Raw genomic sequence first — 12,210 nt, forward strand, 5'->3', positions numbered from 1 at the left:
GTTGCGAAAGCCACTTTCGCAACCTTCAACGTTGCGAAAGTGGCTTTCGCAACACGCCTCCTCGATCACGTAGCGACGGGCGCGGCAAAGCAAAAGGGGCCCTTCCCCGCATGAGATGCGGCGAAGGGCCCCTTCAGCCCAAGCGACTACGACTGCGTGACCGGGCGCACGTTCGACGACACGAGAGCCGCCAGCCGGTCACCGATCGCGTGCGTCGCCCCGGGCGACGCCTGGTCGCGGGTCGCGAGGTCGAAGGCCACCGAGGCCTCGATCCGCCGCGCCGCCTCCTTCTGTCCCAAGTGGTCCAGCAGCAGCGACACCGACAGCACCGCGGCGGTCGGGTCGGCGAGACCCTGGCCCGCGATGTCCGGCGCGCTGCCGTGCACCGGCTCGAACATGCTCGGGTTCCGCCGGGTGATGTCGAGGTTCCCGCTCGCCGCCAGCCCGATGCCGCCGGTCACGGCCGCCGCGAGGTCGGTGATGATGTCGCCGAACAGGTTGTCCGTCACCACAACGTCGAAGCGGGACGGGTCGGTCACCAGGTGGATGGTCGCGGCGTCCACATGGGAGTACGCGACGGTCACCTCCGGGTGCTCCAGCGAGACCTCTTCGACGATCCGCGACCACAGCGAACCCGCGTACTCCAGCACGTTCGTCTTGTGCAGGAGCGTCAGGTGCTTGCGGGGCCGCGCCTCGGCCCGGTTGAACGCGTCGGTCACCACGCGCCGGACGCCGAACGCCGTGTTGACGCTGACCTCCGTCGCGATCTCGTTCTCGGTGTCCTTGCGCAGCAGGCCACCGTTGCCCGCGTACGGGCCTTCGGTGCCTTCACGCACGACGACCATGTCGATCTCGCTCGCCTCCGCGAGCGGTCCGCGCACACCCGGGTACAACCGGGCGGGGCGCAGGTTCACGTGGTGGTCGAGCTCGAACCGGAGGCGCAGCAACAGCCCGCGCTCCAGAATGCCGCTCGGCACCGTCGGGTCGCCCACCGCGCCCAGCAGGATCGCGTCGTGCTGACGGAGTTCACCGAGTACCGACTCCGGGAGCAGCTCGCCGGTGGAGTGCCACCGGGCGGCGCCGAGGTCGTAGTTCGTGATCTCCGCAGTCGGTACGACCTCACCGAGCACCTTGAGCGCCTCGGAGACCACTTCGGGCCCGATCCCGTCTCCTGGGATCACCGCGAGCCGCATCCACACACCTCCGTAGACCAGGCCACCGGCAGTCCGGATGGCCCATCCGCAAGAAAACGCCAGCAGCGGAAGGTTACCGGCCGTAGCCCGGTAGCCGTAGCCGCACCACCCTTATGCCGGAATCTCCCACAGAGCGAGACAGCCGAAAGAGTGAAAACAAAGGGACGCCCTGGCGGAAGCTTGCCGCCAGGGCGTCCCTCACCTCATCGAACGCGGGTTACCTCACTTCCGCGTCAGCCCACCCCGATCGGCTGACGTCCGGTGTGCCGTCCGCCGTTGCCCGGCCGATCGACACCGGTGTCGCCACCACCGGCGTTCGCCTGGATCTTCACCACGTTCGCCCGGTTGCCCGAAGCGTTGTGGTGCTCGATCGCCAGCAGGCCGAGCACGGTGTCCTGCGCGGCCGCGTTGCGGTTGACCACCAGCGCCGTGCCCGGCTTCGCGACGTAGCCCAGCGCGGAGTCGCCGCCGCCCTGGACGGTGTACGCGGGAGCCAAGGCGTCGAACGAAAGCGGCGTGCCGACGTAGTCGATCGTCGACGAGTCCGCACCCGGCGCCGCGTAGAACCCGGAGGTCCCGACCGTGTAGCTGATCTTGTGCGACGCGGCGTTCGGGTCGATGCCCAGCGCCGCGATGCTCACCGGCAGCACGACGACGTTGGTGTCGTACACGTTCGTGTCGACGTCGCCGAGCTGGCCGTTGATCGGCTGGATGTCCACCTGCGGGAAGCCCGGCTTCAGCGCCACGGTGACCGCCACGAGGACGTCGGTCGCGGTCACCTTCGTGACGTAGGTCTCGAAGTCCGGCTGCCCGTCGCCCGTGGTGTCGATGTCCACGAACGGCGAGGTGTTGCTGCCCAGGTTGGCCAGGTCGCTCCAGGTGGTGAGACCGAAGGCCAGCATCGCGTTCTCCGGCTCACCCTGCGCCTTGGCCAGCGGAGCCGTCGACGCGGCGCCGATGTAGCGCAGGTCGGCGCCCTTGGCGGTCTGGTTCAGGGTGCAGTCGGTGGTGACGTCGCCGTCGCACTCGGGCAGCTGCGGGGATTCCGCCTGCAGTTCGAGCACGCTGATCAGCGAGCGGTACCGCTGCGGGCCGGTGCCCTGGTCCACGCCCTTGCCGGTCAGGTTCAGCACGGCCTGGTTCTGGCCGGCACCGAAGTTGACGTTGCCCGGGGTGTTGATGGACGAGACGGGCTTCGGCGCGGAGTACACCGCGAGCCGCAGGGATGAGGTCGTGCCGCTCTTCGGGGTGAACGCGATCCGCCCGGAGGCGTCCGCCACGAACTGCCGGGCGAGGCCGACCTGCGTGGCCGCCATGGTCGGGTCCATGACCTTGCGGAGCGCCTTGGGGTCGGCGATCTTCAGGGTCACCTTCACCAGCGCGATACCGCGCGGGCTCAGCTTCACGGTCGGCTTGTCCACTGTGTACTCGACACCGGGGAGCGAGTTCACGGCCTGGTAGCCCACCGAGTACTCGACCGGCTTGATGCCCTTGTTGACCACCTTGACCGTCTTGGTCAGGGTGACCGGGCCGCCCGCTTCGACGACGCCGAAGTTGACCGAGACGAAGCCGGGGTTGTCGACGACGTAGGCCAGGACCTGGTTGTCCAGCGCGGCCTTCGCGTCGATCCGGCCGCTGCCGACGCGCTGCGGCCCGTAAACGCGGCCCGAAGCGTCACGGATGTCGTGACCGGCGGTGTTGATGACCGAGGCCTTGACCTCCTCGACCGACCAGTCCGGGTGTGCCTGACGGATCAGGGCGGTGATACCCGAGGTGTGCGGAGCCGCCATCGACGTCCCGGAGATGACCAGGCGACCGGCCCCGCTTCCGCTCAGCGCGGAAGCGATCGAGTCACCGGGGGCCGCGACGTCCGGCTTGACGGCCGGACCACGCCCGCCACGCGAGGTGAACGAGCTCGGGGTGTCCACAATGGACTGGTCGGTGGTCGGCACGGACACGCGGCCCTTGCCGGTCATGCGGACCTGCAGCGTGCCCGCGGTCACCGCGGGCCGGACCGAGGCGGTCGCGCTGCCGGTCAGCTGGAACGTCGGCAGGGCCGCGTTGCCCGCGATCCCGGCCGAGAAGTGCTCCAGCGTGGACGAGAACAGCGCGCCCTTGGCGCCGGCGGCCTGCGCGTTGTTCGAACGGGCGCCCGAACCGCAGGCGCGGGTCGCGTCGTTGTCGTCCCATTCGAGGAACACGATCTTGCCCGCGGCCTTGGCCTTGTCGGCCTCGGAGTACGGCTTGCAGCCGGCGGCGTTGTCGGCCGACAGCGTGACCACCGGCGCGGTGACGTCGAGCGTGTCGTAAGCCGCGTAGTTCTGGCTGAACTGCCCGGTCTTCGCACCCTTGACGCCGTCGGGAGCGACGGCTTCGACGGCGTCGCGCAGGACGGACGCGTCACGGCTGCTGGCGACGGTCAGCGCCTCGGGCGTGTTGCCCGGCGCGCCGCCGACGTCGTTGAGGTCGCCGCCGTTGCCCGCGGAGAACACCGGGACGACGTTGTTCGCGGCGATCTTGCGCACGAACAGCGAGTCCGGGTCGTCCGGGGTGGCGAAGTCGCCGCCGAGGGAAAGGTTGACGACGTCGAGGTGGTCGGTGAAGTCGCCGTCGCCGTCCGGGTCGAGCGACCAGTCGAGCGCCTGCGAGGTGACGTTGGTCGAGCCGTCGCAGCCGAAGACCTTGATCGCGTACAGCAGGGCCTTGGGCGCGGTGCCCGGGCCGATCTGCATCGCTTCGATCTTCTTCTTGTTCAGCTTCTTGTAGTCACCGGTGAAGGTCTTGCCCGCTTCGTCCACACCGAATCCGGCGACCGTGCCCGCGACGTGCGTGCCGTGGTGGCCGCACGAGATCGGGTTGGGGTCCGGCTTCGGGGTGTTGAGGGCCGGGTCGTCGCTGCCCGAGTCGTAGGCGTCGCCGACCAGGTCGATACCGCCGACGACCTTGTCGGTCGGGAAGGCGGGGGTGGCCTGGTCGCGGTTGATCGCCTTGTACGCCTCGGCCGTGCCCGGACCGCCGAAGGTGGCGTGGGTGTAGTCGATGCCGTCGTCGATCACGCCGACGCGGATGCCGTCGCCGTAGCGGCCGGTCTGCTGCCAGGACGCGAGCGTGTTGGTCAGCTGGACCGCGCTGGAGTTGGTACGGGTCTTCGGCACGACCTTCTTGACCGAGACGACGTCCGGTCGCTTCGCCAGCTCGCGGATCTTCGCCGCGTCGGCCGTGACGACCGCGCCGGCGACCGCGTTGGCGGTCTGCGTGACCAGCTGGGTGCCGGCGTCGGCGGCCTTGAGCTGCCCGACGACGGAGTTCACCGTCGCGGCGGCGTCGGCCTTGGCGTCCTTCGCGGCCTTCTTGGCCTTCTCCTTGCCTGCGCCCTTGTTCTGCTCGGCGTTGAAGGCGTCGACGGCGGGCTGCTTGGCCAGCTCGACGAAGGCGGTGATCTTGCCTTGGGCGGCCTTGAGCTTCGGCTCGACCTTCCCCTGGAATCCGTTACGGTCGATCTTCGCCGGCGTGACGCCGTCCGCGAGAGGGACATCCTGCGCGGCTGCGGACGCCCCGGTCACGGACGTCACGAGCAACGCGGCGAAGACCGCGGCCGACGAGCGGATCGCCCATCGGGGTACGCGGGATCTGTTCATGAGTACGTGCCCTCACTCGAGGCCTGGACTCGGAACCTGCCTGCCGCTCGAACACACCCCCGACGGTGAGCCCCGGCGCCGCGCCGTGCCCTTGACGACGCGATGGTTCGGCCTCGCCGGAAGAACCTATCCGGGGACCAGCCCGACTTCAGTAGGCATTTTTCACCGTTATTGAATCTTGCTCGTGTTCGCGAACCCCGGACACACAACGACCACAGTTGGTCGACTAATCGCGGAAGTACATGAAGGCCCCCATCCTTGCGCCTAACGCAAGGATGGGGGCCTTCATGTACTACTCGGGAGGTCAGCCGAAGTTGACCGCGCGGATCGTGTGCGCGCCGACGGTGGCGCCGATCGGCTCCAGCAGGTGCGAGTCGACGGAACGGTCCACGCGCAGCAGCATGACCGCGTCCGCGCCGTCGGTGGTCTGGCTGATCTGCGCGGCCTCGATGTTGAGACCGGCCTCGCCGAGCAGCGTGCCGACGCGGCCCATGATGCCCGGGCGGTCCGGGTACTCGAGCAGCAGCACGTTGCCCTCGGCACGCAGGTCGAAGTGACGGCCGTTGACCTCGACCAGCTTCTCGACCTCGTCCTTGCCGGTGACCGAACCGGACACCGAAAGGGTCGATCCGTCGGCGTGCACCGCGCGGACGGTGACCAGGCTGCGGAACTTGGGGCTTTCGGTCTCGGTGACCAGCTCGACCTGGACACCCAGCTCTTCGGCCACCCGCGGCGCGTTCACGAAGGTGACCTGGTCCTCGACGACGCCGGAGAACACGCCGCGCTCGGCCGCGAGCGGCAGCACGCTGACGTCCTCGGCGGCCAGCTCGCCCTTGACCACGACGGTGACCGAGGCCGGGGCCTTCGGGTTCAGCGCGGTCAGCAGGGTGCCGAGCTTCTGGGTGAGCGAGAGGTACGGCCGGACGTGCTCGCCGACCGTGCCGCCGCCCGCGACGTTCACCGCGTCGGGCACGAAGTCGCCGCGCAGCGCGAGCAGCACGGACTTCGCGACGTCGGTGCCCGCGCGGTCCTGCGCTTCCGCGGTCGAAGCGCCGAGGTGCGGGGTGACGACGACGTTCGGCAGGCCGAACAGCGGGCTTTCGGTGGTGGGCTCGGTGACGAACACGTCGATACCGGCACCGCCGACGTGGCCGGAGCCGACCGCGTCCGCCAGCGCCTGCTCGTCGATCAGGCCACCGCGCGCGGCGTTGACGATGATGACGCCCTGTTTGGTCTTCTTGAGCGCCTCGGCGCCGATCAGGCCCTTGGTCTCCGGGGTCTTCGGCAGGTGGATGGAGATCGCGTCCGCGCGCTCCAGCAGTTCGTCCAGCGTGACCAGCTCGATGCCGAGCTGCGCGGCGCGGGCGGCCGAGACGTAGGGGTCGTAGGCGATGAGCTTGGTGTCGAACGCGGCGAGCCGCTGCGCGAACAGCTGGCCGATCTTGCCGAGGCCTACCACGCCGATGGTCTTGCCCTGGATCTCGACGCCGGAGTAGGCGCTGCGCTTCCACGCGCCGCCCTGGAGGCTCTGGTCGGCGGCCGGGACCCGGCGGGCGACGGCGAGCAGCAGCGCGACGGCGTGTTCGGCGGCGGAGACGATGTTCGACGTCGGCGCGTTGACCACCAGGACACCGCGTTCGGTGGCGGCGGGGACCTCGACGTTGTCCAGCCCGACGCCGGCGCGGGCGACGACCTTGAGCGAGGTGGTGGCGCCGAGGACCTCGGCGTCGACCTTCGTCGCGGACCGCACGAGCAGCGCGTCCGCCGTCTTCACGGCCTCGAGCAGCGCGGGGCGGTCCGTGCCGTCCACATGCTGGACCTCGACCTCGTCGGAGAAGACGCTCAACACGGAGGGGGCGAGCTTCTCGGCGATGAGGACGACGGGCTTGTTCGGCTTGGTCACGATACGGCTCCCACTATCTGGTCTGTGCCTGCGACTCACTATTGGTCGGTCACGCCGTTGTGCCCGGTTGCGCCGCAGTTTAGCCCTGGTGACAGGGGATTGTTAACTCGCCCGTAATCCGGCGAAAACGAGATCGAGGAGGCGTTCGAGGGCCTTGTCACCCGAAAGGTGTTCACTGGCCCAGGAAAGCGCGTGCAGCACCACCAGGATTTCGGGCACTGTGACGTCCGCCCGGAGCTCCTCCGCGACCTTCGCCCTTTCCACCAGGTGGGATACCTGCTCCCGCATGGCGTGACAGGACGCGTACAGCGGCGAGGTCTCGTCGTTGAGGACGTCGACCATCAGTTCGGGTAGTCCGCGGTAGCGCGCCGACTGTTCACCCATCCCGGCGAGCCAGGCCTTCAGCGCGTTCAGCGGCTCCGGGGAGTCCAGGAGTTCGCGGGCCGCCGCGGCCTGCGTGTCGAAGCCTTCGCGAAGCACCGTCTCGACGAGGGCTTCCCGCGTCGGGAAATGCCGGTAGAGCGTCCCGATGCCGACACCGGCCCTGCGGGCGATCTCTTCCAGCGACGCCTCGACCCCATGTGCGGCGAAGGCGCGTCTCGCCTCTTCGAGGAGGCGTTCGTAGTTGCGCCGGGCATCCGCCCGCAGCGGCTTCTTCTCGGTGTCCATCGCGCTCCCGAGCCTAGTCTCGACAAATCGGAGGCAGCCTCCGTATAGTCGGACGACGTAAGCGGAGGCTGCCTCATGTTAGCTGGGGAGACGAGAATGACGTTGATCGAAGAAACCCGGGAGCGGCTGGGCCCGGTGGGTGTCTGGCTGCCGGTCGGCATGTTCACACCGACACCGGACGAGGAACGGCGGGCGGTACAACGCCTGGAGGAACTGGGGTACCGCACCGTGTGGGGCGGCGAGGGGCCGGGGAACCGGGAGCTGTTCGCGTACAGCGCCATCACGCTGGCCGCCACCGAACGGGTGGTAGTCGGCACCGGGATCGCGAACATCTGGTCGCGGCCCGCGTACACCGCCCACAGCGGCGGACGGACGCTCGCGCAGGCCTTCCCCTGCCGGTTCGTGCTCGGCGTCGGGATCGGGCACTCGTATCAGGCGGCGAAGGCGGGCTCGGACTACCGGCCGCTCGAACAGACCCGTGACTACCTCGTGGCCATGGCCGCGGCGGCGGAGGAATTCCCTTCGCCGGTGCCGTTCCCGCGTGTCCTCGCCGCCGTCGGCCCGAAGATGCTCGAACTCGCGCGGGACCTGACGGACGGCGCGCATCCGTTCGCCCAACCCTTCGAGCACACGCCGTATGCCCGCGAGATCCTCGGCCGGGACAAGCTGCTCATCCCCACCCATTCGGTTCTGCTCGGCGATCGCGAGCAGGCGAGGGAGAGTGTGTCGAAGGACATCGGGCTGATGAAGCAGTACGGCATCCAGCATTACTTCAAGGGCTGGAAGCGGCTCGGCTACACCGACGCCGACATCGACGACGTCAGCGATCGGCTCGTGGACGGGCTGATCGCGTGGGGCGACGAGGAACGGATCGCCGGGCGGCTCAAGGAACTCGTGGACGCCGGCGCGGACACCGTGCTCGTCCACCCCGCCGGAGACGATCTCCAGTCCATGGTGGACCAGCTGGAACGGCTCGCCCCGGCGCTGACGGCGGTGACCCGATGAGCGTCGGGATTTGGACGTTCTCCTTCGACGGCAAGGAAATCGGCGAGGTTCGCGAAGCGGCCGCGGAGGTCGAGGAACTCGGCTTCGACACGCTGTGGTTCGGGGAGTACCTGGGACGGGAGGCGTTCACACAGGCGGGGCTGCTGCTCGCGGCGACGTCGCGGCTGACCGTCGCCACCGGTATCGCGCGGTTCTCCCATCGGGCGCCCGTCGCCGCGGCCGCCGCCGAACGGACCCTCGCGGAGGCCTATCCGGGCCGGTTCGTCCTCGGGCTGGGCGGTCATCTGCCGGGCGCGAAACCGCTGGAGGCGATGCGCGGCTATCTCGACGAAATGGACGAGACCGCACTGTCCACACCGGACTTCCCGCGTCGGCGCGTCCTGGCGGCGCTGGGGCCGAAGATGCTGGCCTTGGCCGCGGAACGCACCGATGGCGCGCATTCGTACTTCGTCCCCGTCGAGCACACCGCGCTGGCGCGGCAAACCTTGGGACCTTCGGCTTTCCTCGCCGTCGAGCAGGCCGTCGTCCTCGGATCGGACCGGGAGATCGCGCTGCGGCACGTGTCGATGTACCTGGACCTGGCCGCCCACCATCGGGCGAATCTGCGGCGGTTCGGGTTCACCGAGGAGGATCACGGCTCGGACAAGCTCGTGGACGCGCTGGTCGCCGTCGGCGAGGACGAGATCGACGCCCGGGTGCGGGCGCAGCTGGACGCGGGCGCGGATCACGTCTGCCTGCAGGTCCTGACCGGCGACGACCGGATCCCGCTGGCCGAATGGCGGGTTCTGTCGGGGGTCGGGAGTAGCGTTCGGGAGCGTGACGTCACCGGCTGAACTCGCCTTCGAGAAGGCACGGGAACTGATCGACGCGCGAGACCTCGCCGGGTTCGCGCGCCTGATCGGTGACCTGCCCACGCTCGTCCACGCACACGGGAAGAACGGGAACGACCTGCTCGGCATGGCCGCCGCGACCTGTGACGAGCGGCTGTGCCGGATCTTGCTCGAGCACGGCGCCGATCCGGCTTCGGCCAACGTCCACGGCTGGACGGCGTTGCACCAGGCCGGGTACGCCGGGCTGCCGCTGCTGGTCACGATGCTGCTCGACGCGGGCGCCCCGGTCGACGTCCCGGCACGGGGCGACGGCGGGACACCGCTGGTGGTCGCGCTGTTCTGGGGCCATCGCGAGGCGGCGGAGCTGCTGGCTTCGCGCAGCGTCTCCCCCGGCAACCTGCGCGTCGCCGCCGGGCTCGGCCGGGCGGATCTGCTCGACGAGCTGCTCGCGCCGGACGGCACGCTCTCCCCCGCCGCGGGCGCGCATCGCGAATTCCACCGGCCGCATAGCGGTTTCCCGGAATGGCTGCCGAGCGACGATCCGGCCGAGATCGTCGACGAAGCGCTTTCGTGGGCCGCGCGGAACGACCGGTCCGACGCCGTGCGGACCCTGGTGGCGAGGGGCGCTCAAGTGGACGCCGACGTGTACCGCGGCACGGCGCTGACCTGGGCCGCCGCGCAGGGCAAGGCTTCGGCGATCGGGACTTTGGCGGAACTCGGCGCATCGGTGAACCGCCAGGGCACCTTCGGCGGGCTTTCGCACGGGGAGGGTGTTACGGCGCTGCACCTGGCCGTGCAGGGAGGGCATGTGGACGCGGTGCGGGTTCTGTTGGCGGTGGGGGCGGATCCCTCGCTCGAGGATTCGCTGTACGCGTCGTCGGCCTTGGGGTGGGCCGAGCATTTCGAGCAGACGGAGATCTTGGCGGTGCTGCGGGGCGCCTGAGCGCGCCGTGGAAGTCGGCAGGCGAGCGAGCGGGCGATTCCGCTACCCGCGGCTCTTCCCGCCATGGCCCATGCTGGTGCGCGTGTTGCGAAAGCCACTTTCGCAACACTGAAGGTTGCGAAAGTGGCTTTCGCAACACGCCCCGCGGCAAGCCAGACGGTCGCGAGGTCCCGAAGGGGCACGACCGGCCCCACCGACCCAGCCCGTGCAATGAAGGGGCCTTTCATAGCAAATTTTGCAATGAAAGGCCCCTTCATTGCACGAGGTGGGGCAGTACTTGCGACGGCGGCGCCGACCAGGTTCGAGGGGCCGCGCTCAACAGGGCGGGTGTCCTGATTCACGGGACAACCGGCCCGGAAGGTGATCGTCGGACCGGGAAATCCTTCGACATCGCCGATATCCGAGCGTGGATCACCCGGATGATCCTGTCGGCGGGCGCGCTAGCCGCCGGCTTCGTCCAGCATGCCCGCCGCCTGCGCGGTCCGCTGGTAGAGCACATAGCGTCCGGCTCTGACCTTGGTGACGAGTCCCGCGCGGTGCAAGGCGCCGAGGTGGTAGGAGATGGTGCCCGGGGCGTAGCCGCTCCGGGTGGCGAGTTCTTTGGTGGATCGGGCGGTTTCGAGATCCGCGAGCAGGACCGCCCGGGCGTTGCCGACCACCTCCGCGAGGTTTCCGGAGCGGCGGTCCCGGCTGGTGCCGATCCGTTGGGCGGGGTAGTAGAGGACGAGCTGCCCAGGCGTGTCGACCTGGATGATGACGCCGGGCCGGCCGAGCACGCTGGGCGCGAAGACCAGATCCCGGCCGGTGGCGTCGATTTCGCCGTCCCACGACTTGGCGATACTGATCGCGTCACCGGTCCAGGCGATGTCGGGGTGAAGTGCGCCGAGCGTCCGGCCGACGCCGTGGGTGGCCATGGCCGTCGCGCGATGGGCGATGTCCTGGTCGAGGATCGAGCGCAGTTCCGGCCAGCCGTCGGAGAGGGAGTCCCGCCAGAAACGGGCGAGACCGTTGGCGAGCCGCCGCTGCAGCCGTCCCGATTCCGCGATCCGGATCGTAGTTGCCCGCAGCGGCCTGCTCCAGTGGGTCCGGGTGTAGGTGAAAAGCTGCTCTTCGAGGTCGTCCTGCGCCACCGCCTCGATCTGGGCGATCTGCTCGTCGATCAGATCACGGCGCTGCGTGCCCGTGCCCGGCTGCGGGGTGAGCAGGTCGGGTGTGTAGGTGTCGCCGTTGCGCGGCAACAGATCCGCGAGCAGGGCGACGTCCGGATGGGCGAGTGACGCGCGGGCGAGTGGGCCGGGGTCGCCGAACACCGGATGCCGCCCCGACGCGGCGGCGAGTTTCAGCCACGCCATGGACTCCGATGCGGGGGAAGGTGACAACCGCGTCCTGGACACCGTGTCGGCGTCGACCCGCAATGTGAGCACTACGCCGACGCTAGCAGTCGCCGCGGCGGATTCGAACGGGCTCGAATTCTTTCCGGCACGAGTGCACCAGCGGTTGAGTGGCGACTGCACCCCTTACTCGAAGAATCCAGGAGTGGTCATCATGCTGAGATCGAAGGCGAAGAGCCGTACGAGAAAGGCCGGCGCGGCGGTGGCCGCGGCCGCGTCGGCGGGCGCGATGGTCTTCGCGGCGACACCCGCCACCGCCGCGGTCACCGCCTACCCCACCAGTTCCTTCGCGATCGTGGTCGGAGCGAGCTACTACAAGGGCACGGTCACCTGGTACAACCGATCGGTCGGCGTCGACGGAGCGTTCAAGGCCAGCGGATGCCGCCGGATCTACGCAGAGGCCAGGGCGGGCAGCGCCTGGCTGGGCTGGCAGAGCTCCAGCACCTGGTGCGACGAATCCGGACCTGCGCACCTGACCGTCAGCGCGGACGCCGACGGCGGGGCCAACAAGGTCTATGTCTGGATGACCACCGGAAACCCTGCCGAAGGCCTCGAATACTTCACCTGCTTCCGCACCTTGAGCGCCTGCTCCGGTCCTTCCGTGGGAACGCCGCCGGACAACTGACCGATCGGATCCG

Annotated in this window: 9 protein-coding genes; 4 read left to right on the forward strand and 5 right to left on the reverse strand. The window is 69.3% G+C overall.

Annotated elements, in window-relative coordinates; genetic code table 11:
* Positions 1 to 146 precede the first annotated feature (146 nt).
* The 4 genes from ACLJQ7_RS32815 to ACLJQ7_RS32830 form a co-directional block, all read right to left on the reverse strand.
* Complete coding sequence (locus tag ACLJQ7_RS32815) at positions 147 to 1,193, reverse strand: 3-isopropylmalate dehydrogenase (RefSeq protein ID WP_410652033.1); 1,047 nt, start codon at positions 1,191 to 1,193, stop codon at positions 147 to 149.
* A gap of 233 nt (positions 1,194 to 1,426) precedes the next feature.
* The gene (locus ACLJQ7_RS32820; protein ID WP_410652034.1) at positions 1,427 to 4,831 is read right to left on the reverse strand and encodes a S8 family serine peptidase; all 3,405 of its coding nucleotides are present in this window, start codon (positions 4,829 to 4,831) and stop codon (positions 1,427 to 1,429) included.
* A 304-nt stretch (positions 4,832 to 5,135) separates the two neighbouring features.
* Complete coding sequence (gene serA, locus ACLJQ7_RS32825; RefSeq protein ID WP_410652035.1) at positions 5,136 to 6,734, reverse strand: phosphoglycerate dehydrogenase; 1,599 nt, start codon at positions 6,732 to 6,734, stop codon at positions 5,136 to 5,138.
* 102 nt (positions 6,735 to 6,836) lie between these two features.
* A complete protein-coding gene (locus tag ACLJQ7_RS32830; protein ID WP_410652036.1) occupies positions 6,837 to 7,403 on the reverse strand; it encodes a TetR/AcrR family transcriptional regulator in 567 nt (188 codons plus the stop codon).
* Between the two features lie 96 nt (positions 7,404 to 7,499).
* Here ACLJQ7_RS32830 and ACLJQ7_RS32835 point away from each other — a divergent pair, with 96 nt between their 5' ends.
* From ACLJQ7_RS32835 to ACLJQ7_RS32845, 3 genes are read left to right on the forward strand one after another with little or no spacing between them, the layout of a single operon-like run.
* Positions 7,500 to 8,408 carry a TIGR03620 family F420-dependent LLM class oxidoreductase gene (locus ACLJQ7_RS32835; RefSeq protein ID WP_410652037.1) on the forward strand — a complete coding sequence of 303 codons (909 nt, stop codon included), beginning with the start codon at positions 7,500 to 7,502 and terminating at the stop codon, positions 8,406 to 8,408.
* Positions 8,405 to 9,241 (forward strand): TIGR03620 family F420-dependent LLM class oxidoreductase, encoded by an 837-nt coding sequence (locus ACLJQ7_RS32840; protein WP_410652038.1) that lies wholly within the window; start codon positions 8,405 to 8,407, stop codon positions 9,239 to 9,241. Before ACLJQ7_RS32835 ends, ACLJQ7_RS32840 begins: the two co-directional genes overlap by 4 nt.
* Positions 9,225 to 10,181: an ankyrin repeat domain-containing protein gene (locus tag ACLJQ7_RS32845; protein WP_410652039.1), complete on the forward strand. Its 957-nt coding sequence runs from the start codon at positions 9,225 to 9,227 to the stop codon at positions 10,179 to 10,181. The genes ACLJQ7_RS32840 and ACLJQ7_RS32845 overlap by 17 nt, the downstream gene beginning before the upstream one ends.
* Positions 10,182 to 10,621: 440 nt before the next feature.
* On the opposite strand, the gene ACLJQ7_RS32850 is transcribed toward ACLJQ7_RS32845, so the two are convergent.
* Complete coding sequence (locus tag ACLJQ7_RS32850) at positions 10,622 to 11,605, reverse strand: DUF5937 family protein (RefSeq protein ID WP_410652040.1); 984 nt, start codon at positions 11,603 to 11,605, stop codon at positions 10,622 to 10,624.
* A gap of 121 nt (positions 11,606 to 11,726) precedes the next feature.
* Between ACLJQ7_RS32850 and ACLJQ7_RS32855 the strand changes: the two genes are divergently transcribed.
* On the forward strand, positions 11,727 to 12,197 hold the full coding sequence (locus ACLJQ7_RS32855) for a hypothetical protein (protein WP_410652041.1): 471 nt from the start codon (positions 11,727 to 11,729) through the stop codon (positions 12,195 to 12,197).
* Positions 12,198 to 12,210 lie beyond the last annotated feature (13 nt).

The sequence above is a fragment of the Amycolatopsis sp. cmx-4-54 genome (assembly GCF_046548895.1).
In the GTDB taxonomy this organism is placed as follows: domain Bacteria; phylum Actinomycetota; class Actinomycetes; order Mycobacteriales; family Pseudonocardiaceae; genus Amycolatopsis.